The organism is Rhizobium sp. Root149 (assembly GCF_001427345.1).
In the GTDB taxonomy this organism is placed as follows: Bacteria; Pseudomonadota; Alphaproteobacteria; order Rhizobiales; family Rhizobiaceae; genus Neorhizobium; species Neorhizobium rhizoryzae.
In genome coordinates this window covers 733,818-757,193 of sequence record NZ_LMGD01000001.1, presented here as the reverse complement: position 1 = coordinate 757,193, position 23,376 = coordinate 733,818, and the positions used below count along the sequence as shown (strand labels likewise).

Here is a 23,376-nt window from a genome sequence, read left to right as displayed (position 1 = left end):
GGGGTGTCGAGGGACTGCCGCCGTTTTCATGGCCATGGTCGACAGATGATTTGCATGCGGTGGTGTGAGCGTTATGAATGTTTGAACCTGTCTGCGAGTGCACCAAAGCCGATCGCGCAGTAAGAGTTCAGGTAGCAATAATATGATCGAGAGCGCAAGAATGTACTGAGAATGGAACAAACAGAATTGCTTGACCTCCAGGGCGTCGCCCAGCCCCCACGGCGTATGCTGAGGAAACACAGCGGTTTCAGCGTGGAAACCGTCCGTCCCGATTTAGGCGCCGCTTTCAGCTATGACTGGACCAGCAACCTGCATTTCTGCGCCTACCATGACATTGTACTGGAAGATGGAGGGATCCGTGCCGGAGATGGGGCGGAGGACAACCGCCGCGATCTACGGCATACGCTTACCTATGTCCCTCGCGGAGCGCGTGTCTCCGGCTGGTCCAGTCTGAGCAGACGAAAGAACTCGTTTACTGCCATCTATTTTGATCCTGCCTCCATGCGAGAAGAGCTTGGCGCGCGCTTCATCGAGCGTGCTGATGAAAAGGTCTATTACCGGAGCGAGGAGGTCGAGGGATACATGCGCCAGTGGGCGAGACTATTGGCTCAAGATCATTCCGACGGTCTGTACGAAGAAGCGTTGGGGCTCGTTACCGTCTTGGCGATCCACAAGGCATCGACGTATGAATTCAAAGCCGGTCGTCCTCTTGGCAGGGCATCTCTCGCTCTCGTTGAAGAGTTTATCGATGAGAACCTCGGTTCGGATTTGACGCTGTCAGCCCTTGCAGAAATCACTGGCCTAAGCCGGTTTCATTTCAGCAGGGCGTTCAAGTCGGCGACCGGAGAAACGCCGTACCAGCGTGTGCTCAGACGCCGTATGGAAAGGGCCAAATTGCTCATGGCCTCTGGAGAAATGTCGATCAACCAGATCGCGGAATGTTTGGGCTTTCAGGATGCCTCCTACTTCCAAAGGACCTTCAGGTCATGGGTTGGTATGAGCGTGAAAGAGTTCAGGGACCGCAGGTGAGTTTTCACCAAACCTCCTGTGTCCGCTTACGCAGTAAATGCGACAGGAGCGGATAGTCATCAGTCGGCCCCGTCATCTTACTCCAAGGTGCGCGTTCTCTCAGTGGCCAATGGTGGCCATAGGAGAACTGAAATGGGTATTTCACAATATGATCCTGGCGCACTGGGTCGACCGGCTTGGAACGCGGGCAAGCAAGTTAGCGTCAAGAAGCCCCTGAAGCAGCGTCAGATCTGGGCAGTCCGCTTCTTCCTGGACCGTGAAGGAAGAATGCGAGATCGGGCGCTTTTCTATCTTGCGATCGACAGCAAGCTCCGTGGCTGTGATCTGGTAAAGCTGAAGATCGGGACACTTGTCACCGGCCACGACATTCGAACTCGGGCGATGGTCGTCCAGCAGAAGACCGGACGACCCGTGCAGTTCGAAATCACGACGGAGGTCAGAGCTAGTCTGCTTGCCTGGCTTCAACGAAGGGGGGGAACAGTCGATGACTATGCCTTTCCCAGTCGCGTCGGCCACGCAGATCATCTTAGCACTCGGCAGTACGCCCGACTGGTCGATGAGTGGGTGACGGCGATCGGGCTTCGTCGGGAGGATTACGGTACGCATTCCCTGCGGCGAACGAAGGCTGCCATGATCTACAAGGCCACTGGCAATCTTCGAGCGATCCAGATCCTGCTTGGCCATACCAAGATCGAGAACACAGTCAGATATCTCGGCGTCGACATTGAGGACGCGCTAGAACTGGCCGAGCGGACTGAAATCTGAATGAGGACGGCCCCGCACGTCGTGGGGCCGCTCCTTTCCCCGGAGAGCCTCTCCAAGGATTCGATCCGCTTTGCGCTTTCGTTTCCGCCGATCAGCGGGCGTTCAGGGTTTCCTGTAAGCAGCCGTTCGCCGGCGAGGTGCAACATCTCCTCCGTTTGACCGCATCACCTTCTCAAACAGAAATCCTTCGTCGTCCGGCAGATCACTCGGACCTGGTTTGTGTGCATCGGGGAACTTGGCGTGGTGAAACGCGATAATCTTGAAGCCGCACTTGTTCACGTAGAAGTGGATGTTCCGCTTCTCGAAATAAGGCGTATGGGTTTGCCAGGTAATCGTTTTCGGATAGCGCGCTTCTATTGTAAGCCACGCCTTATGACCCAGCCCTTGGCCATGCTCGCCAACCTTGAGGAAAAAGAGGTCAAGCGCATTGTGATGCGTCTCCTCATTGATGGTTACGACCGCACCACCGACCTTCTTGCCGTCTGAGAGAATATGCAAGGTAACAGCGCCCGATGCATTGATGGAGCTGTCGAGGTCTTCGTCGGAAGGGATCGGGCCATCTGGCAGAGCCCCATACGTATCGATCACTGCGAGCGAAAATGCTTCTTGGAGCTCTGCCTTGAAGTCAGGGAGATCATCCGGATGGGCGACCGACAGGGTGATGTTGTGATTGGTCATTACGCCTTTCCTATAGCTCGCGGAGGCTGAGCGATGTTCTGCGCCCATAGCCACGTCTTCCGTCATCGAAAGCACGCCATCCTGCTAAGGCCTGGAATGATTTCGTCAAACAGAGTTAGCAACCTAGCCTTGCCGAGTTGTGGAGGTCGTGTGGAGAATGTGTGGAGGCGTATGGCCAAGGGGGAGGGAGCCTCAGCTATCCGGGGAAGCTGCTCTGAATTGCAGATCCCACGACTGCCTCACCGAGAACGATCTCGAACATGGCACCGCGAGTGTAAGACGGTGTGTAGCGGATTGTCCCGCCATGAGCCTCGATGATCGCCCGGACGACGGAGAGACCCAAACCATTTCCGCCCTTCTCCAGCGAGCCGGACTGTCCGCCTCTCCGGAAAGGTTCGAACGCGGAATCGGCGAAGTCCGGGGCAAGGCCTGGACCTTCGTCGACGACACGCAGGATCACCTGGTTGCTCTCCACGCCAAGGCTGATCTCGATGACGCCTCGATGCGCGTATCGGCGTGCATTGGTGACGAGGGCGAGAAGGGCCTGTCGGATCCGCATGGGATCAACCTGGACCGTCAAATCGGAAAGGTCGAGCTTCAGCTCGAAGCCTTCTTGTTTCAGGTCCTGCTCCAGCACGGCACCAAGTTTGAGGATCTCGTCCTTCAGCCGAACAGGCTGCAGGCGAAGATCAAGGTGACCACTATCGGCAAGGGTTACCGTACGCAGATCCTCCACCAGCCTTGCCAGGGAATCGACTTGCAGGACAAGCGCCTGAAGCGACTTTTCGTCAGGCTCAAAAACGCCATCGATCATGCCCTGCAGGCGGCCCTTGAGAATGGTCAGAGGTGTCCGCAATTCATGGGCAATCGTGGCATTCCAGAGCTTCATGTCCGAGGCCATGTCCTGCAGGCGCTGCGCCATGGCGTTGAAGTCCTCAACAAGAAGGGCCGTTTCCCCGAGAGAATGATCGCCGGGCAAGGCACGGGCCGAAAGATCGCCGTCCTTTATCTGCCGGGCACTTTTCGCCAAGGATTCCAGCGGCTCGAGAATGCGGCGCGCCAACCGGATCGACGCGATCGCGGCGACGAGCAGTGCGATCAGGATCAGAACGCCCAGTATTATGAAATCGAAACCCGTCAGCCAATTGTCCGTGTTCTCGGACCACGGTGAGAAATAGAAGAGGATGGTGAAGGCTAGATAGGTGCCAAAGAAGACGAGCAGACCGGCCGCCACGGTGACTGATGCCATGGCAAGCAAAATCTGCCGGCTAAGGCCCTTCATGATCATGGATCAACCCCAAGGCGGTAGCCAACGCCTCGAATGCTGATCAACAAGCCTTCGCCTCCCGCCTGTTCGAGCTTCTTGCGAAGCTTGCTCAAATGACTGTCGATCGTTCGATCCAAAGCGTCAGAGCCGGGCAGGCAGGCGTCGACGAGTTCGGCTCGCGAGAAGACCTTGTTGGGTGTCCGAGCGAGATGGGCAAGGAGCCTGAATTCGGTCAGTGTCAGGGGAACGGCAACTGGTCCACCGTCCTTCTCGATCTTGACCTGATAGCTGTCGAGATCGATGGCCAGGCTTCCTACTCGGATTACAGCCCCCGCCTGCGCCAAACCTGCCCGACGCAGCACGGCCTTGGCTCGTGCGACGACTTCAATCGGGTTGAATGGCTTGACAATATAGTCGTCCGCGCCGATGCGCAGTCCCTGTAGGCGGTCGACGTCCTCATCAAGCGCCGTGATCATGATGACGGGCGTGCGACCCCGTCTCTGGATCTCGGCGAGGAGCTCAAAGCCGTCCAGGCGCGGCATGGTGATATCAGCGAGGACGATATCGGGTTTCAAGGATCGGTGCAGATCGAGTGCGACCTGCCCGTCGCGGGCATGCACGGTGCGGAAGCCTTCGCGGGCAAAATAGGCTTCGAGGATACCGGCGATCTCCGCATCGTCTTCCGCAATTAGAACAAGTTCCGTCATCGTCATCATACTCCTGCCGTCATGAATGCCATCGAACGGTTTCCGGGTCGAGGGCGCGCGGGCCGTCTCCATGAGATCGCAACAGAACCTACACAAACCGCCAACGCCAGTCTTCTACAGGATCGCCGTCAAAGCTCTTCCTCTTAGAAAGATGATGCATCGGATGCGAAGGTTAGCGTTCTTTTGGATTTTATTCTTGGTCTGTATCCCGATGCTGGCGCTGATAGCGTGTAGTGACGAACCGGATAGAGAGAGTACCGCTTCGCTCACAGAGAAGCCCCCTCGTGTCAGGGTCTTGACCGTGCAACCTCAGGTTGTGACTGTTTATGATGAGCTGCCGGGACGGGTCTCCGCTTTTCGCACCGCCGAGATCCGCGCGCAGGTCAACGGCATTATTCAAAAGAGGCTGTTTCAAGAGGGTGCCTTTGTTGCAGCCGACACACCGCTCTTCCAGATCGATCCAGCGCCGTTTGCGGCCGAAGCCGATGCTGCTGAGGCAGTGCTGGCCCGGACCGAGGCGGAGTTCGACAATGCAAGAGTGAAGTTCGAAAGAGCGAAGGTTCTAGCGGCGCAGAAAATTACGAGCGATGAAGCCTTGAACAATGCAGCCGCGGCGATGGCTCAAGCAAGGGCCGGCGTTGCGGAAGCCAAGGCTAATCTGGCGCGACGCAGGCTCGAGCTTTCTAATGCCACCATCCGAAGCCCGATCAGTGGCACGATCGGACAATCCTTCATGACCGAAGGCGGCCTTGCCTCTTCAGCGTCGACAACCCCGCTCGCAGTCATCCAGCAAATAGATCAGGTGTATGTGGATGTCCGTCAATCGCTCGTGAGCCGGGAAGGGCTAACCGAAACAGCATCCGGTGACGGAATGGGTGACCCGGAAGAACTACCTGTCAAAATCAAAACGATAACGGGCAAACCTTTCGGCCATGACGGGCGACTGCTTTTCTCCGATATTTCAGTCGACACCGCAACCGGCAGTCTTGGACTTCGGATCATCGTTCCCAATCCAGAGGGGGAACTCTTGCCGGGCATGTTCATCCGCGCGTTGGTCCCGCGCGAGGTCTACGTCGCGGCTCTCTTGGTTCCGCAGGAGGCCGTTATACGTGACCTTGCCGGGAAACCTCAGCTCGTCTCCGTTACGGCAGACAAAACGGCGCTCAGACGTACTGTGGAACTGGGCCCACTGATCGGCGGAAATTACGTCGTCCAGAGTGGTCTCTCCATTGGCGACACCGTGGTTGTGCTCGGACAGGAGCGCATACGCGACGGGCAGATACTGGAGACGACATCTGTATCCCCCGAAAAGGAAGGTTAGGATGATGACGATGCCACAATTTTTCATCGACCGCCCGGTCTTCGCTTGGGTCATAGCCATTGTCATCGTCATCGCGGGCCTGATTTCGATTCCGCAATTACCAGTGGCACGCTTTCCGGCCATTGCCCCCCCAAGCGTATCCATTTTTGCCAGCTACGTCGGTGCCACGCCACAAGTTATCAATGACAGCGTCGTCAGCTTGATCGAGCGCGAAATCTCAGGGGCAAAAAACGTTCTCTATTTCGATTCCTCTGCAGATTCGTCTGGGTCAGCGACCATTACCGTAACCTTCAAGCCAGGAACGGATGCGCAGCTTGCACAGGTAGATATTCAGAACAGATTGAAGGCGGTTGAATCGCGATTGCCAGAGTCCGCGCGCCGCGCTGGTCTGACGGTTGAATCTGCATCGTCTGGCTTCCTGATGATCGTCTCGTTGAAGTCGATTGATGGCTCTGTCGACGCACTCGCCCTCAATGATTACCTCGCGCGCAGCATTGCTCCAGAGCTGAAGCGTGTTGCTGGCGTTGGTCGAGTTCAATCTTTTGGCTCCGAAGCTGCGATGCGCATCTGGATCGATCCCATGCGTCTTCTGGCCTATTCCATTTCCATGGCGGAGGTAACACAAGCCATACAGTCGCAGAATGTTCAGGTCGCGCCGGGGCGATTGGGCGATGCTCCGGCTATTCCAGGTCAGAAAGTTACCGTACCGCTCAACGTCAAGGGTCAACTTCAGACGCCAGAGGCGTTCGCCGGAATCATCTTGCGCTCCAATGCAGACGGATCGCGAGTGACACTTGGCGACGTTGCGCGCATCGAGGTGGGGTCGCAGTCTTCCGGCTTCACCATCCTTGACGGCGGCAAGTCGGCTACGGCAGCCGCTATCCAGATGACTCCCGGGGCAAATGCGCTCAGCACATCAAGCAGGGTTCGTGCGCGGCTCGCAGAGCTTTCCCTGACCCTGCCGGCGGGCATCGAGTATGCGATCTCTTACGACACGGCACCTTTCGTGAAGGTCTCGATCCTGAAAGTGGCGCAGACACTGGCGGAGGCCATGATGCTCGTCTTTCTCATCATGCTGCTCTTCCTGCAGAACATTCGCTACACGCTCATTCCGGCGATCGTAGCGCCGATAGCACTGCTTGGTACCTTCGCCGTCATGCTGGCTTTGGGGTATTCCATCAATGTGCTGACGATGTTCGGCATGGTTCTCGCAATCGGGATCATCGTCGACGACGCAATCGTCGTTGTTGAAAACGTCGAGCGCCTGATGGCAAAGGAAGGGCTGTCACCGCGTGAGGCCACACGCAAAGCCATGAGCGAGATCACAGGTGCAGTGATCGGAATCACGCTTGTACTGACGGCTGTGCTTCTTCCGATGGGGCTAGCCTCAGGCTCGGTTGGCGCGATCTACCGCCAGTTTACAGTGTCGATGGCGGTCTCAATCGCTTTCTCGGCGTTTCTGGCTCTCAGCCTCACCCCCGCTCTTTGCGCTAGCCTGTTAAAGCCGATCGACCCCGCGCATCATCAGCGGAAAGGAGTATTCGGCTGGTTCAACCGCGGCTTTGACCGCTTGACCGAGGGCTACACGAGTTGGGTCACCCGCCTTGTTCATAAGACCGGCCGGACCATGCTCGTCTATCTCGCGATTGTAGGCGCGGTCGCCTATGGCTACAGCACGCTGGCCGCGGCATTCGTGCCGGAGGAAGACCAGGGATCCTTTATGACATCCGTCACTCTGCCGGCAGAGGCAACGGCCGAACGCACCCGAGACGTCGTTAGTCTCTTCGAAAAGCATGTCCAGACAAGGCCGGATATCGTCAACAACCTGACGATCATGGGTTTTGGTTTCTCGGGCTCGGGCACCAATACGGCCATGGCCTTCACCAGCCTCAAAGATTGGGGGCAACGCTCAGGCAGCGTCGATGACGAGGTCAACGCTGCAACCGAAGCCATGGCTGCCGCGCCGGAGGGCGAGGTTCTCAGCATGAAGCCGCCGGCAATCGATGAGCTCGGTACAACTTCCGGGTTTACGCTCAGGCTGCAGGACCGCGTCAATCATGGAGGAAAGGCGCTTGCTGAGGCTGCAGCCCAACTGACGCAGCTTGCCTCTCAGAGCAAGTTGCTCAGCGATTTCCGTGTGGACGGGCTGCCCAACGGTCCGAGCGTTACCCTAGTGGTCGATCGCCAGAAGGCGAGTGCTTTGGGTGTCGCCTATACGACGATCAGTGACACGCTCAGTGGCTCTGTCGGCTCGACCTATGTGAACGATTTCCCGCGTGACGGTCGGCTGCAACAGGTCATCGTCCAGGCCGAGCCACGAAGCCGCATGCAGGTCGACGATATCCTTAACCTGCATGTTCATAGCGATAGCGGAAAGATGGTTCAGCTCTCCGAGATCCTGACAGCAGAATGGTCGACCATTCCGCTGCAGGTGACACGGTATAATGGTTATCCGTCCCTCAGTCTGTCAGGATCGGCAGCAAAGGGTGTTTCAAGCGGTAAGGCCATGGATGAAATCGAGCAATTGGCGCTCAAACTTCCTAAGGGCTTTGCCGTCGAATGGACAGGGCAGTCACTGCAGGAGCGGCAATCGGGGGCGCAAGCGCCCATGCTGATGGCCTTCTCGTTCCTGATTGTCTTTCTGGTCTTGGCTGCACTTTACGAAAGCTGGACCATTCCGCTCTCCGTCATGCTGGTGGTCCCGCTCGGCATTCTCGGAGCGGTGATCGCGGTTCATCTGCGGGGCCTGGAAAACGACGTCTTCTTCAAGGTAGGCCTGATTACCCTGATTGGCCTCTCTGCCAAGAATGCGGTGCTGATTGTCGAGTTCGCGCGGAAGCGCCAAAGGGATGGACTGGGATTGGCAGACGCTGTCGTCGAAGCAGCGCGCATGCGCCTTCGCCCCATCGTCATGACCTCACTCGCCTTTACCTTGGGTGTCGTGCCGTTGGTCATAGCTTCTGGCGCGAGCTCTGAGACCCAGAATGCAATTGGAACCGGTTTGTTTGGCGGAATGATCTCCGGTACGGTGCTAGCGGTGATTTTTGTTCCGGTGTTCTACTTGATTATTGTGCGCCTTATTCGCCCGTCAAAAGTCTAAGCTGGCTCCGCAGCAACGGCTATCCTGCAGAACTGATGTCGTAGTGCCTATAGGGTTGTCCGCTGCGTTAGTCCAAGAGACAGAAGCGGACAGTCCGCTCTCGGCCCCGTTGCGGTCATTGATCGCGGGTCCCCAGCCAAATTTTCTTGTGTCGCTTGAGGTTAACTGATGGCCTGAAGGATCGCAGCCGAGACCGCTCAACTTGTTGAGAAGACGTCGATTTTTCGAATTGGAAAGGGTCGCAGATTTAGAGCAAAAAAGCGGCCTAAAATGGCCTGCCTGGGAGACCTGGATTCTCACTTGATTTCAATAGCTTAGCGGAAAAGCATTGAAATCCCCTCTGTTTTCCCATCGCGAGCGACCGTGGATGCCACCTTTGTGCCTTGGCTTTGGGCATCAGTCAACAGGAGCGGTTTAGCGGCAATTATTTCCGCTCTTGGGACCGAAGTCGCGGTCTGAAAATAATCGCGCGGATGACCGCTTTGCGCCCCCAAGGCCGCGACTCACTGCATCGCGTTCCGGGTCCAATACCCCGCGCATCCCGTCTGAGATGAAGGTCTGAGAAATGGTAGAGAACGGGCCGCACCCTGTGGTGCCGACGTCCTTCAAGGCGGCCTTGCAAAAAACAGCGAATACAGAGGCAATCCCTGGTTCGTCACTGCAGGTGGCACCACCTCACGTATGGCTAAGTGATCAGGCATCATCTTGATGAGTACAGGGGGACGCCCATTCGCCGCTGGTGTATAGTCTGCGCGCCACTGACGCGCAGACGGAACTCCAGCATCGGCTTGCTGACGCCGTAGATGCCCTGAGCCTGATGGTATAGCCCGTCGCTCATGATCCTGATGGCAGCTTCATTGGTGATCAGCAACACGCCCGCAAGAAAGTTCGCCTCCGCCTCACTGCTGCTGTCGCGCGAGCGGTCCCCGTTTTCAAGGAGCGGCGGTGCGTATTCGTGGCCCAGAAAGCAATGCGCGAGCTCATGGCAGATATTGCTGCGCTGCCGGTACGGGTGATGGCGGTCGTTGTGCACGATCGCGGTGGTGAGACCCCGCGGCACTGTCACCGCCGAGAAGGCATCCTGATGCTCACCGAGAAAAGGGCTGTTGGGTTCCACTTCGCTCAGTTCAAGCAGCTCGATCTCGAAATGCGCGCACACAGCGGCCGGATCGATCGGCGCGTACGGTGCCAAGTCCATCTGCTGACGAACCCGCAACGCGATGCGATTTGCTTCCGCCTTGAACCCCCGCCTGAAACCCAATTCAGCTATCCTTCAATCTGTTGTAGGTGCTGACGACAATATCTTCCATCAGCTTGGCTTTGTCTGACGTTAGTTTTGGGTCGGCGCGTAAAAGTGCGGTGATCCTGGCGATGGGCTCCGATTCGGCTACATCCGCACCCTTGATAAACATCTCGGCCTTGAGGTGCGACCACGCCAGAAGCGCGGCAAGCCCGTTGACGTCCGGTTTGGCGCCCTGACCCATGCGGGTCAGGGTGGAAGCATTGATCCCGGCTTCCGCTGCTACTTCCTTCCACGTTTTCTGGCGGCTCAGCCGCGCGGCATTGAGGGCCGCAAAGAAGGCCTCGTTGTCGAACCTGTCGGTCATGTCCTCTCCGTTGAGATTTCGCAATTAATTGCGAAGTTGCAATTCTGTTCTGTTGATGGTATCAAATCAGTTGCGATTTCGCAATTTGTCTCTTAACCGGCGCACCCGCCAGAAAGGATCAATGATGGCCAAGCCTGAAGAACATCCCGCCCCCGAACCGAGGACCGTGACTATCATCGTCAACGGCCGCCAGAAGACGGTTGCCAAGAACGACGACCTGACCTTTGCGGAGGTCATCGCGCTCGCGTTCGAGAACCCGCCCACAGGAGACGGCGTGCAGTTCACCATCCAGTATACGCGCGGTCACGGTAACAAGCCGGCCGGCTCGCTCATTGAAGGTCAGTCCGTGAAAGCGAAGGAAGGTATGGAATTCGATGTCACGCCGACCAATCGCTCGTAGCGCGGATCTGCTCCGCCTTCAGAACGAAGGCTACGACCTCGAAATCCGGGGCGGATACCTTCTCGTTCATCAGGTACCCTATGTCACCTCCCAGGCTGCCGTCCGCTATGACGGCATCCTGATCTCAACGCTGGAAATGGCCGATGACGTTACCTCCAGGCCTGGCGATCACCGGGCGTTCTGGACAGGCGAGCATCCATGCCACAGCGACGGCCGGAAGATCAGGTCCTTCGAACATGGCTCGCCGGCCCAGAACTTCGGCAACGGCGTACAGGCCGACTTCATGTTCTCGGCCAAGGCGCAGTACCGCGACTACCACCACAAGATCACAACCTATCTCGGGCGCATCACTGGCGAGGCGACGAAGATCGACCCACACGCGACGGCGCAGACCTTCCTCGCCATCCTCGCGGACGGAGAAGGCGAGGTCTTCAAGTATGTCGACACGGCGACGAGCCGGGCCGGCATCGGTGCGATCAATGACAAGGTCACGGGCCAGAAGATCGGTATCATCGGCCTTGGCGGGACCGGCAGCTATGTCCTGGACCTCGTCGCCAAGACTCCCGTCGCGGAAATCCATCTCTTCGACGGCGACGTCTTCTCGCAGCACAATGCGTTCCGCTCGCCGGGCGCGCCGGGGCATGAAGAGCTCGCGGCCAAGCCCAAGAAGGTGGACCACTTCAAGAGCATCTATGAGAAGATGCGGAACGGCATCGTCGTCCATGACGCCTACATGACTGAGGAGAACGTCGCTCTGCTGGACGGGCTCGACTTCGTCTTCGTCTGCGCCGATCGCGGCCCGGTGAAGGAGAAGATTGTCGAGCGGCTCGTCGCCAACGGTACGCCATTCGTCGAGGTGGGCATGGGCGTCGTGCTTGTCGAAGGACGGCTTGGCGGGATCGTCCGCGCGACGACCAGCACGGCAAAGACGCGCGAGCAGGCGGCGCCGCATATCTCCTATGCTGACGGGGATGGCGGGGCGAACCAGTATGCCAGCAACATCCAGATCGCGGAGCTGAATGCGCTCAACGCGGCGATCGCGGTCATCCAGTGGAAAAAGCTGTTCGGCTTCTACCAGGATACGCGCGAGCAACATTATACGGGCTTCAGCATCGCTGCCGGCGCTATCATTTCTGAAGGAAACAAATGACCCGGATCGGACAGATAAGGCCTGAGTTTGTCGAGTTCATCCCGGAGAAGCTAGAACCGGGCGTCTTGTATGTCTCAAGGCGGTATTCTACGGCGTCGCACTTGTGCTGTTGCGGCTGCGGGATGGAGGTGGTCACTCCCCTTAACCCGGCGAAATGGGGTCTCACCGAAAGCAACGGCACCGTGTCCCTCAACCCGTCAATTGGCAACTGGAACTTTCCCTGCCGATCCCACTACTGGATTAGCGGCAATCGCGTGCAGTGGGCTGCCGCCATGTCGGCGGAGCGGATCGCGGCGGTGAAAGCGCGCGACCGGCGCGACGTCGACACAATGGTATCCCGACCGGAGAGACTATTCGTTCGGTTCGTCAAGGCGGTTGCGACAAAGATTCGGGGCTGGTTCAGTTGATGAAACGGGCACTGCTGCGGCGCCGACCGATGGTCGTTTTGGGGCGCTACCGTGCTGCGAGGGTGAGCGTCATTCGGCAGCAACGGTCAGAAAGCGACATGCGCAGACGGCAAGAGCTGCCTTTTAAGAAGGAATGAGCGTAAGAGAATGAGTGTTCCTTTCGATCCACGGCTCGCTGGACAGCCGGCCCGGCATTCGCCAGCACTTCGGGATGACAAACAAGATAGCTTTCCTGGCCTTGTTAAGCTGAGGCTCGGGCATGCGGCTTTCGGCAGCATGCTGCTGCCGGAGCTGATGTTCGTTGAGCGGTCCGGCTGGCACTTTTACCAGCCTAGCTTCTTCGGCCCGCCTATCCTCGGGTTCAACGTAGACTCCGATATTCACGTCGCGCGTTTTTCTGTCGACGTCGGTAATCCACGCGCGACCGATCTGACGCGGCTGCTTATCGAGATCCGGTCCGATGGTCTCGTCAGGCGCTATGAAGATGGCGCACAACTCTACCGGTGTGTTGTCGAGGGACCGAAGCGGCTGACACGCTTTGCGTCGGGGCGGTGTTGGCCTCGCGCGGACGATGACTTCGATCTTCGTCTATTCCACATCACAAACCCCAAGGCGTTTGCCGCGATAGTCGGTAGCCGCGATCTGCGTTCGTCCCGGTGGAACCTGCAGGGCACCAGGGAGCTCGCCAATGTCGCCTATGTCTATCTTACAAGCCTTCCAGCGATAGAAGCTGAGGAAGACCTCCGCCGGATAGCGATGTCTTCTGACGGGATTATCGGATTCCAGACGACCTCCAGCCGTACGCGTGAGGAGACCCTCAAACTGAAGGTCTATCGTGAAAGTACAACCGGGCGAACCGCGAGGCTGCAGGTGAAGATCTCAAGCAGTCTTCTGGCACCGCCGCATATGTTGATACATCGCCCGATGGGCGACCACGCCTACTACGAGGTTATAGGCCCTGAGATCTACCGCGTAGGGGTGCAGCCCGGAACCGCACTTACATACGTCAGTGGCGTCGCGACGGTCGAGGAGAGGATGCAAAAGCGCTTCGGCTATGTTGTGGTGGGCGATGCCGCGAGCGTTGAGGGGCTGGCTGCACCCTATGACGAGGAGGAGACCAAGCAAGTCGTCCACGTCGAGACACTCGACGCTGGCCTCGATCTGTTCGACTTCTGGCTGCAGAACCAGAACAGTGATCAGGTCTCCGTCCGCCAGCCCGAGCCGCGCATCTTTTCAGGCTGATGAAGGTCGTCTGCTTGTTGCTAGCTACATCTTAATAGCTGACCGGTAGATTCGGTCCTAAGATGGTCATCCATAGCAAGCAAGCCGACGCCTGCTACTGGCGCGACCATGGCCACAAAATGGTGATCTCCGCTGAAACAAGGTTCCTAGCCAGCCTTTCGCGTGGCTACGGGTAGCCTTTCCACCCTAGGGAATCACAGAACGGTACGCCCCGAATTGTAACTCTCTGCAAATACTACGTTTTTGTCGTGAGGTTGCTGGTCAAAAAGGTGTGGTATGAAGGTCTCTATGATTTTCGCCACACCACCATCTGGCTATCATGCGCATGCCGCCTTTGCACCCGCCCTATAAGCCTTTTCAACCAATCTACATTTCCCTCGTTAGATCCGTTGGGATCAAAGAACTTGTCTCTCCCGACGTACTCGAGCCAACCAAACCCTTGATCAAGATCCACGATCAACGTCGCGCCGGATTGCATCTGAAGGAACAGGCTGCGCTTGTGCGCGAGTTGCCCTACTGACAGCGACGCCACTAATCCTTTCTGAGCTCCGTAATCCCGGGCGAGAGACGACAGTGTGACATCCGATATGATGTCGGATGCGATATGCGTCCGAGAGTAACCGCCTCTATCTGCAGCCGTAACGATCGAAAGGGATAGCGCACCCTTAGAATTCAGTGAGGCGACCGTGTCTATCAGCAGCTTCAAAACGATCGGCGATCGCGCGTATCTATCCTGATACTTCGCTTCGATGACATGGTCCTCTGTCTCGATGCCACAGTTCGCCATCGCCTTTCTCATCTGCGCCGCCATGGAAGCGCCGAACCCTGCAACTGGCCCGTCAAGTTTGGCATCCAGCGTCACCACCGCGGCTCCGGCCTTTGGCTTTAAATCGTCATGCGAGATGTCTCGGTAGACGGGAGATAGTTTGAGGGGGGCATGGGCAATTGGCGCGGCGTGGTTTGCGCCCCAGCCTGGACCCGCCACGAGCACGGACGGATCTCGGCTCGCCCATCCGCGTCCTCTCGTTCCATCGGTGACGTACGCAAATAGCCAGCCGCCGTTGCCGAATCGAACAGGCTCCCCCTCAGCTATATCAAGTCCGTTGCGGGCATTGTAGTCCCGAAGGAACAGTACCTGGGCCGCATCTAGGGATGAAACGGAGTCGGTGGGAAGGATCAATCTTACACGTCGACCATTCTCGGTCCACCTTTTGAACAAAGGCGTCAAAGCCCAATCTGAAAGGTTCACAATGTCGCTCACGCTCGCCCACACATTGAGGACCGAGTGCGCTCGGTGCCCGAGCCAGTCGTCGATTTCGCTCACTGGACGGTCAGAGATGTCGCTGTCGACAGCGAAGACGTCCTCGGCATTGATGATGTCGGGGAGTGCGAGATGCGCGTCCATGAACGAGATCGCTTTGTGCCGATCAAGATCCTCTTCTCTCTCGGGTGCGTCGGACACCAGGACGCATGATGAGCATGCATGTGCACATCCGCGGGGACAATTTAGAATTTGCCGAGCACTGCGTAGAATTACTCGCATCTCGCTGGCAGCTTGAACGACATAGCCAGCGCCACCTGCTGCACGGTCATGGAGGAAGATCGAAAGAGTCGGTGTTGCCATCGCGTTTCGCGACGGCCCGATGCCATAGCCGATTTCGTCCGGTTCAATTCCGAGATGACGCGCGGTGGCCTCGCGCATCGCAATGGCAATAGCATTGGCCGCTCCGATGGTTGGTGTTTCAGCGGGCTGCAGCTCCAATACGTCGGTGTGAATTTCATAGCCGAGATGAAGCGAAGTCTGGATCGCAAAGGTTTCGCTATTACCCTCGCAGGGCTGAAGGAAGTTTTCCCTGGCACGGAGAGGCTTGTGATCAATTAGACCGGTGCAGATGGCCTCGCCGGGTCTCATCGCCTCCATCCGTCCGCACTTTAAGCATAGCCCATAGCCTTCGCTGTCGGGTCCTCTCGTATGATAGTAGACCGTACCACGGCGGTTCATCCTCAAGCGACCTGCCGTAGGTTGGCTGAGGGCTTCCCATTGGGACGAACCGGCTGAGATGCGCGGTGTTTCAGGGCGAACGTAATCGACTTTGTCGACCTCCGCATGAATAGGAACGTGTCGGTCTCTCAAGAAACCGGCAGGTTTGAGAAAGCTCTCGGCGACTACCGACAGGTCTCCGCATGTCCGGCATTCTTCAGGTCGGGAACCGGCTCCCGTCCAGTTGTCGCCGCAATGAGAGCACCTGGCAGCCCATCGTAGCGCCTGGATTTCGCGTACGCCCTCGTCACTCGACGGGCGATGCCAGTTCAGCGTGACGCCGCCGACCCGATAGACCTGACCGTCGACGACCGTTTCCGATCCGGGCGCATAGTCGCGGATCGCGATGTCTAGCGGTCTCTTGGGGCCGCCATGGCGTTGGCCCCTGCGGTCGTCATTGTAGAATTCGCTGTCCAGGTCCTTTCGATCAAGCTCGAACGCGACGACGTGGTTGGGGAACCCATGGCCCGGCAGAAAGCCGCGGTCTGCCAGATCTGATAACAGAAATTCCTTGCAAAGCCTCTTCAGGTGGGCCTCGATCGCGGCCGACGCGCCGATGATATCCGCTCCCTGAAGCTGGTTCTGCAATCCGCTCCATTCGGCTTCGAACTCAGCTTCCGCAGACTTCAGAGCTTCGGCGCATAGGTCCAGCAGGTCGGATCGGCCAACCAATACCGACCCGCGAACCAATCGCTGCAGAGCTATCTTGTTTTCCACTGCCGTGGTTGCCTTCGAAAGCCACCTCAGCATCAACTCAACTGGTCGAGCGTCTTTCGTTATCCGCACGGAATTAGGTGCAGCGGAAAAACCGAAGAAGTCACCTGCCTCCATGCTCATAGGGTTGCCGCTGTTCAGATTCAGGAAGCGACCAAATAGGAATGCGTTGACGTGGCGCTGCACAATCGGTCGACTGTCCAGAGCCACGCGAGGAGCTGCTAAGGACCTGCTAAGGAATGCAATAGGGTTGCGGAACGCCTCGCGGTCTAGCGGCCGGTCCTTCGCAAAAGTGAACGCGAGCGACAGCGGCTGACCGCGTCGACCAGCGCGACCTACCCTTTGCTTGTAGTTTGCGATCGATGGCGGCACGTTTGCCATCAACACGCCGTTCACCGAGCCAATGTCTACGCCCATTTCCATGGTGGTGGAGCAATTCAGGAGGTTGATCCGGCCAGCCTTGAATTCGGACTCGTAGTGCCGCAGATGGCCCGGAGAGAGCTGCGCCGAATGCTCGGCCGACCGGCTGTATGGCGAGTATAGCGCGATGCGATCATGCATATCGGTCCAAAGACCGCTATTTCTCAGAGCGGCAACATCGGCGTCCTCGGACAGGAACACGGACCGGGTGGCGGCATCTGCATCCGCCGGGGCGACCGGCATGGTAATCGGCTGCGCGCGATCCACCTTTGTCCGCGCATACGGAGAAAGACCGAAAGGCGCGACGTCGACGATGCGCCTGGTGACCGGGCAGTGAAACGCGTTTCTCAACGGTCCGACTTCAAGCTTGTTGAAATCCAGGGCCTGCTCGCCGTTGGCGTTTTTAGGAAACACAGTGTGGAGTTGGTTCCAGGCCTTCTGAAGCCAGTCATTAATTTCAGCGCGGTCGCTTGAGGAACCGACATTCAGGCCGAGGCCGAGCCGAAGGAGTTCAACGACCTGACTTTGCTTTCCTGCGGCGCTGGCTGCCGGCCAACGATGCTGTCGCCTGCTAGGCTCCATACCCGGCGCGGCAAGATTTTTCGGGAAGCCTTTGCGCATGATCCATTGAAGCAAGTCCGAACTGACGGTGACCGCAAGATTGCTCCTGATCGAGAACGATACCAGGCACGAAAGCCACGCCTTCCAATCTTCGAGGCTCCCTCCTCGTTGTACGAAGCCGCTCGGCGCCTGTGCGTGTTGTTCGATCGCCGGATACACAAATCGTGCAAGGCCCATGGTCTCTGGGGAGTTGGCGAGCTTCGGCCTGCGCATCATTTCGCGAAGAAGCAACGCCTCAGCGATCTGCGAGGGAGCGGACGCCGCTGCCTTCTTGAAAAGGTCCGCACGCGAACCCCAGACGTCAGGAAGCCAGTCCCGGACTTCGGTGCGATCGGCGAGCTGAGCGCGCAACTCCGTCCAAGGGATGGTTCCGCCGCCGGACAGCTTCGCCAATTGCTCCTCGGCCTCGCGAACGACGCTCTCAAGTGGCCCATCCGCCCAATCCGGAAAGGACTTCACCTTCGCGATCCTGGCTTTCAGTTCTTCAGCTTTCGCGTTGTCCCCGCCGCCCGAAGCTTTGTGTTGAACGGCTTGATAGATGAAGGAGCGCACGAACGCTCGCTCGCTCTCCATCTGAAGCTTTGCAGCCATGCGAGCCGTACCCTGACGGCTGTCGGTGAAGCTGATTAGCTGGCGTCCACCGGTCGGAAGGTCGGGAGCGGTCTGAGGCAGGGGAGGCTGTACCAGTCCCTCTGCCCCAGGCATCGCTTCGAGAAGCATAGGCGCGGCATTGCTGATCGTGAACGGGGCTCCAAACCTGAAGGGATAGAGCTTGTCTCCAGACTTCGCTGTTGCGCTGCAGGCCGGGCAGGGGCCTTTTCCCCCGCCGGCATGGGCCGACAGCCGGTACCGTCCCTCACCATCCCCATCTGCGGTCATGCCTGTCGCGGTATCGACGAAGATCGGCATGAGGCCGCGCCCCGACAGAGAAAAGCAATGCGAGACCGACGGCGTGTCCAGGTTCAGTTGATCGTCGTCACTCTCCTCGTCGTCATCCGAAGTGGAGCGATCGGCTTCGAACAAGAATTCGTCGCTCGGAGGCAGGTTGCGAGGAGGGGCGAGCCGCGTACCCTTTTCGTCCGCAATCATGAATGCTTCACCGCATTCATTGCAGGCGTAAAGTTCCGCGACAGGCATGCGGCACTTCGGGCATTCTTCGTCTCGTTCGAATAGCAGGCGTCCAGCGGTCCATTCTCCGCCCATGCTGTCGGGGCAGGCCGGGTTCGTGCAGCACCAGAGACCGGAAAACGCGCGATGAAAGCTGTGCACTCTGAGCGGCGCCAGCGTCTCGCCGGATCTGGACGTCGCGCGCGTCAGCGCCATCGCCAGCGTCTCGCCGTCGACGCCCATCGCTCTTCCCAGGCTGTCGAGCTGCTGCGTCTGTAAGGGCTGGTCCTTCAATCCCGCCACGAGCGACCAGACAGGATCGTAAGACGAGAGCTTATCGAAAAGATCGGCTGCAGGAAGGTCGATCATGGCGGAAGGGCTGGGGGCTTGCCCGCCGTTTCCGCTGCGAGTCGGAAGAAGCCGGTCGCCCGAAATCACCTCGATGGTCGAGACGTCGGTGCCAGCGACGTCTGCCAAAAATCGCCGTAGGTCTTCTTTGACCTTAGGGCCGTCGCCGATCGTTGCAGACGTTGCGACAAACCGGACGTTTTTTGGATCGACCTCGAATGCCTCGATCACCCGCCGCAGGAGAAGCGCTACTTCGGCGGCCGCGGATCCGACCAGTGTGTGGGCCTCATCGAGAATGATCCACTTCAACTTTCCCTTCGACTGATCGATGATAGGTCGGTCCTGGGGCCGAATCAGCATGTATTCGAGCATTGTGAGGTTGGTGACGAGCAAAGGAGGCGGAGACGCACGCAACGTCTTGCGATCCGGCACCTGCTGAGGGTTCGACGACAGCTTGTCGCGTTGGACCACGCTCTTGTGCGTTTCAGGAAGGTTGCCGTTGTATAGGCAATAACGGATCTTGCCGCCGGCTGGCTTCGTCCAGGCGTCGAGCCGCTCCTGCTGGCTGGCGATGAGCGCGTTCAGCGGATAAAGCATAATGGCTTCGACGCCAGTTGCGCGCTCTTGGCGTCGAAAGAGCGAATCGAGCAGCGGAACAAGAAAGCATTCCGTCTTTCCCGAACCTGTGCCCGCGGTGATCAGGGCACTTTTTGTCTCGGAAGATGTGAGGGTCTTCCATGCGGTTAGTTGATGCAAGTAGGGGCGCCGCTCACGTGGAAACGAGTAACCGCGTCCCGTATCATCCCCCACCAACGCGTCCACCGTCGCGCTTGCCAGGAGGTTGCCAGAAAGCTCTCCCAACATCTTGTCCGACGGCACGAACGGGAATGCCGCCTCCAGGATTGGGGGCGGGACGAGGGCGCCTTCAGAGTCCGCTCGTGACAGTGACTGGCGAAGTTGCGCGGCCAGTGCCGGGTTGCGTACGCCCGACTGGGCGACGATGGCTTCGGCCATGCGTTGACGGAGCCGCGAAAGGGTTTCGAAGGGACGGATTGTCATGACTGGAAGTGCTTCAAACAATGGGGAAAGGCTGAGGTGATGTAGTTCTGGTCGATGTCCAGTGCGTTACGTAGGCCCGCGGCTAGCGATGGCGACCATTCAAGGCGCCGTCTTGCGACGGCCGCAAGCACTACGGGTGCGACGAGCGTCGCGTAGTGTCCGTAGTTCAGGCTCGCGATATCTGCGGGAAGCCCCGCGCGTTCCGCCTCCATTATCAGCGTTGTCGCGATAGGTTCCGATTGATCCACGTGGAGGCGGACGTGATCTTGGGCTAGTTGGCGCAAGCTGCCGCTCAGTTCGCCGCCGAAGCCCAGTGCGGCGCGGATCCCCGCAAACCATTGGGTACGTTCGACGAGGAAACCGACCCGTTCCATCATCAAAGCAGTAGCCTGCGCCTGCGCCTCGGGCGAGTCGTAGAATTGCGCAAAGTCGCCTTTCGCACGCTCCCATTCCGCAAGTGCGGCGTCTTGCCAAGCGCCGACCGGCTGAGCCATCCAAAGAAACGGCAGGTCGCGTTCCAGTGCGATTATGCTCTCGACGCGCTCGCTGTTGGCCGCAAGCAGCAACCGGCACAACAAGCTCGGGAACTGTGGGAGCTCGCGCGTGATGTCCATTGCACGAGGACTGAGGCCTCGTAACGAATGGATCGTGCGCACGATACGGGAAATCGTCGCGCCAGCGGTAGGGTCGGCCGTGGCCTCCTTGAGCAACGCGTGATAAGTGCGGCGGCGAGTTGCCTCATCTTCGATCAGTGCAGCCTGTGCTATCGCATCGGCTGGCTCCTCAGACACAGCGTCCTGTGCGCCGTTCGTGACCGTGGGTCGCGTCGTCACAGCGTCGCCCTTCCTCCGATAGACGAGGAGCGGCCCAGGAATTCCCACAGGCAATGGCAGGCTCAGTTGATGATCATCGCCGAGCACGTGTTCCTCATCGGGGCGCCTTAGTGATCGCACGACGGTAATCTCACCATCCGCGGGCGCACTAGCGAACTCAATTCGATCGTTGACGATGGTTGGTTGCTCTTGTGGGCGACGGATGCTGCAGATTGTTCGTTGAGTGTCATCAAGCAGGAAGACGCTTGGCCCGCGTTGGTTGGACAGCCCCAACAGGCTTTGCGCAAGATCGACAAAGCGAACCATTGGCGTCTCGCCTTCGATCTTGCGAGATATGAGAGCGCGGTTGGCTCCTGCGCGTCGTAAATCGAGATCGACGAGCACTGGTCGGTTGGCGAGCAGAAGCGAGCCGCGAAGCTCGGCGAGCGACATCTCGGGTTGATCGCTACGAACCGTCCCATTGGCGTCCACCAGCACGATCTGTTGCGCCGTCAGATGCAGTCGCGCCTTGACCGACACCCCGTTCAGATCCGTGAGCTGGATTCGTTGGTAGCCGTTCCTTGTTCCAGCCCAGGGGCACAACCAGCCGTGCGCGGTCCTGTCCGTCGTTGCCGTGACGGCGCCGTCGGCGTCGAGCGCGTCGACTCGCCAGCCCGGCAAGTTCCGCCACTCGACCCGAGCGCCGCCATTGTCAATTTGGCCGCGGAGGCTGAAATTCCGGGGTAGCACCAGTAGACGGGCACGATCGACGATGAATCCTTCATCGTCCTGCCATTGCACCGATACGACGCCAGTGACTTCGTCACGCGCATCGGTCGGTCGACCCGATTTCAAGATACGAACGGTGCCGTTCTCCTCCGCAATAACGTCCCTGCCGAATTGCCTGGGCCTTAGCGGAGCCTCGACCGCGACGAGGGACGTGTCTTCGAAAATCAAGTCTGGTAGGAAGAGCTGTTCGAATTCCAGGCGTCGATCGTCGGATGTGTCGGCTGCCGATTGGACGCGATATCGCTCGCCGGATGTTGTCTCGACTAACGCCATTCCTTCGATTTGCCAAAGCGCGGATGCGTCGTCGTTCCAGGTGCAATTGACCGCCCCACCCTCATGGCCCGAGACCGTCGAATCCTTCGATGTCAGCGCGAACAGACAGGGCAGCGTGGAGCGAACGGAGCCGGTGGCAAGCAGCTCCAGCCGATCCTCTCGATCGGTTGGACGGAGGATGATGCAGTTTGAAACCCGCGGTGACCCGCCGGGCCAGCACACTGCCGGTACCGCTTTTCCGTCACGTAGCAGGCTTACTGCGACGGCTTCCGAGAACGGCACGGGACCGACCAAGCCGACTCGTGCAGTGGATTGAGATGTGACCGTAAAACTTCCGTTCTTCTCGGTCTCAGACCTGTAGAGCTGCGCGAATTCGCGAGACATAAGCTGGCCCGCGCTTCCTGAGAAGTAGGCGCGAAAGCGGCCTTCGCTGAAGTTTGCAAATGCGTCAAACGCAAGCTGGCCGTCGGCCAGAGCGATAAATCCTTGCTTCCAGTCGCCGGAGGATACCCGATAAAGATATCTCCTGAGACCGATGCCGTTCCCCCGCGCCCGAGGCTCGACGGTGAGTAGGTTGTTGAACAGGCGATTGCAGGCGGCGACTTCCTCGGGGAGGTGGATAGGGAGTCGTTCGCGCCATCCGGCGTCGTGGATGTCGAGCCAGCCAGTCGGATTCGCCTGCTGTTCTCCGCGTGGCAGTTTCATACGGCAGGCATGAAGATGCCTAATCAATTCGGCCGTCAGCTCATAAATTGTTTCATCCCGATAGCTATCCGGGAGAATTTCTGCCCTGCTTTCTGCAAAGTCAATCAGGTCGTCCTCAGTGAGCACAGCGCCGCTAGAGAGCGCGTCTTCCATCACGCCCAGAAAGAAGCGGCGAACTCGATTGCCGGTTTCGCCGACAATAAGTGAGGAAGGTAGTCCACCGTTCAGGGCGAGTGTCAGGAGGAACTCACGCCGCTTTCTGTTGGATTGGCGGCTTATCTTTGGTGATTGACCCCACCATGCGAGCCCGACGTCTGCGATATCATTCCGGTCACTGACTTTGAGTGTGTCGGGTACGACCCCGATGTGAGACCACACTCGCCAAAGAGATTTTGCTTCGCGTCGATACCATTCTGACGTGACGAGGGCGAAGACTGCGCAAAGCGGCGCGTTACGGCGATCAAGAAAAGCCGCAGACTTTTCGAGAAGTTCACGTCCGCGTTGGAACTCGTCTCGCGATATACGGTAGCTGTAGATTGGCTGACCGTTCGGTCGATCCAGCCCCTGGCGTTTCAAGATATCATCAAGCAGTCGCCGTGCAGCCGAAGGTTTTGCCTGTCGGCCGTTCTCTAATATCTTGCCGTCGCTCGTAGTCACGCGAATCTTTGCCCTCAACCCCACCGTGTGAACAATACATGCTGAAGAGTATTAATCCACTGGGATAATCCCTCTATGCCTACTATTGATTTTTCCGCTGAAAGCTGACTGGCGTTTGATCCCAAAAAAAGCGTGGAGGTTTCGATCACTGGCGAAT

At 58.3% G+C, this 23,376-nt stretch carries 15 protein-coding genes; 8 read left to right on the top strand and 7 right to left on the bottom strand.

The genetic code is table 11. The features are described from left to right. Positions 1-171 precede the first annotated feature (171 nt). The gene (locus tag ASD54_RS03560; protein WP_062553173.1) at positions 172-1,029 is read left to right on the top strand and encodes an AraC family transcriptional regulator; all 858 of its coding nucleotides are present in this window, start codon (positions 172-174) and stop codon (positions 1,027-1,029) included. A gap of 132 nt (positions 1,030-1,161) precedes the next feature. Next, positions 1,162-1,794, top strand: coding sequence for a tyrosine-type recombinase/integrase (locus ASD54_RS03555; RefSeq protein WP_062553172.1), 633 nt, complete (start codon positions 1,162-1,164; stop codon positions 1,792-1,794). 102 nt (positions 1,795-1,896) lie between these two features. Here the strand turns inward: ASD54_RS03555 and ASD54_RS03550 are convergent, their stop codons facing one another. The 3 genes from ASD54_RS03550 to ASD54_RS03540 all read right to left on the bottom strand — a co-directional run bounded on the left by ASD54_RS03550 (position 1,897) and on the right by ASD54_RS03540 (position 4,446). Next, positions 1,897-2,472 carry a GNAT family N-acetyltransferase gene (locus ASD54_RS03550; RefSeq protein ID WP_062553171.1) on the bottom strand — a complete coding sequence of 192 codons (576 nt, stop codon included), beginning with the start codon at positions 2,470-2,472 and terminating at the stop codon, positions 1,897-1,899. 196 nt (positions 2,473-2,668) lie between these two features. After that, positions 2,669-3,760 carry an ATP-binding protein gene (locus tag ASD54_RS03545; protein WP_062553170.1) on the bottom strand — a complete coding sequence of 364 codons (1,092 nt, stop codon included), beginning with the start codon at positions 3,758-3,760 and terminating at the stop codon, positions 2,669-2,671. Then, positions 3,757-4,446, bottom strand: a complete 690-nt coding sequence (locus ASD54_RS03540) for a response regulator (protein ID WP_062553277.1) — start codon at positions 4,444-4,446, stop codon at positions 3,757-3,759. The genes ASD54_RS03545 and ASD54_RS03540 overlap by 4 nt, the downstream gene beginning before the upstream one ends. Before the next feature lie 211 nt (positions 4,447-4,657). Between ASD54_RS03540 and ASD54_RS03535 the strand changes: the two genes are divergently transcribed. Both ASD54_RS03535 and ASD54_RS03530 read left to right on the top strand, forming a co-directional pair. Then, complete coding sequence (locus tag ASD54_RS03535; protein ID WP_244484639.1) at positions 4,658-5,767, top strand: efflux RND transporter periplasmic adaptor subunit; 1,110 nt, start codon at positions 4,658-4,660, stop codon at positions 5,765-5,767. A 10-nt stretch (positions 5,768-5,777) separates the two neighbouring features. Further along, on the top strand, positions 5,778-8,867 hold the full coding sequence (locus ASD54_RS03530; RefSeq protein ID WP_062553275.1) for a multidrug efflux RND transporter permease subunit: 3,090 nt from the start codon (positions 5,778-5,780) through the stop codon (positions 8,865-8,867). A 700-nt stretch (positions 8,868-9,567) separates the two neighbouring features. On the opposite strand, the gene ASD54_RS03525 is transcribed toward ASD54_RS03530, so the two are convergent. Next, positions 9,568-10,128, bottom strand: a complete 561-nt coding sequence (locus tag ASD54_RS03525; protein WP_062553169.1) for an ImmA/IrrE family metallo-endopeptidase — start codon at positions 10,126-10,128, stop codon at positions 9,568-9,570. A gap of 1 nt (position 10,129) precedes the next feature. Further along, on the bottom strand, positions 10,130-10,474 hold the full coding sequence (locus ASD54_RS03520; RefSeq protein WP_062553168.1) for a hypothetical protein: 345 nt from the start codon (positions 10,472-10,474) through the stop codon (positions 10,130-10,132). A gap of 124 nt (positions 10,475-10,598) precedes the next feature. Here ASD54_RS03520 and ASD54_RS03515 point away from each other — a divergent pair, with 124 nt between their 5' ends. The 4 genes from ASD54_RS03515 (at position 10,599) to ASD54_RS03500 (ending at position 13,673) form a co-directional block, all read left to right on the top strand. Then, positions 10,599-10,874: a multiubiquitin domain-containing protein gene (locus tag ASD54_RS03515; protein WP_062553274.1), complete on the top strand. Its 276-nt coding sequence runs from the start codon at positions 10,599-10,601 to the stop codon at positions 10,872-10,874. Further along, positions 10,849-12,024 carry a ThiF family adenylyltransferase gene (locus ASD54_RS03510; RefSeq protein ID WP_062553167.1) on the top strand — a complete coding sequence of 392 codons (1,176 nt, stop codon included), beginning with the start codon at positions 10,849-10,851 and terminating at the stop codon, positions 12,022-12,024. The genes ASD54_RS03515 and ASD54_RS03510 overlap by 26 nt, the downstream gene beginning before the upstream one ends. Beyond that, on the top strand, positions 12,021-12,431 hold the full coding sequence (locus tag ASD54_RS26850; protein WP_062553166.1) for a DUF6527 family protein: 411 nt from the start codon (positions 12,021-12,023) through the stop codon (positions 12,429-12,431). Before ASD54_RS03510 ends, ASD54_RS26850 begins: the two co-directional genes overlap by 4 nt. Positions 12,432-12,578: 147 nt before the next feature. Then, positions 12,579-13,673 carry a hypothetical protein gene (locus ASD54_RS03500; protein ID WP_062553165.1) on the top strand — a complete coding sequence of 365 codons (1,095 nt, stop codon included), beginning with the start codon at positions 12,579-12,581 and terminating at the stop codon, positions 13,671-13,673. 286 nt (positions 13,674-13,959) lie between these two features. Here ASD54_RS03500 and ASD54_RS03495 read toward each other — a convergent pair whose 3' ends face one another. Both ASD54_RS03495 and ASD54_RS03490 read right to left on the bottom strand, forming a co-directional pair. After that, positions 13,960-19,983 carry a DEAD/DEAH box helicase gene (locus ASD54_RS03495; RefSeq protein WP_062553164.1) on the bottom strand — a complete coding sequence of 2,008 codons (6,024 nt, stop codon included), beginning with the start codon at positions 19,981-19,983 and terminating at the stop codon, positions 13,960-13,962. Continuing rightward, positions 19,980-23,219 carry an STY4851/ECs_5259 family protein gene (locus ASD54_RS03490; protein ID WP_062553163.1) on the bottom strand — a complete coding sequence of 1,080 codons (3,240 nt, stop codon included), beginning with the start codon at positions 23,217-23,219 and terminating at the stop codon, positions 19,980-19,982. The genes ASD54_RS03495 and ASD54_RS03490 overlap by 4 nt, the downstream gene beginning before the upstream one ends. Positions 23,220-23,376 lie beyond the last annotated feature (157 nt).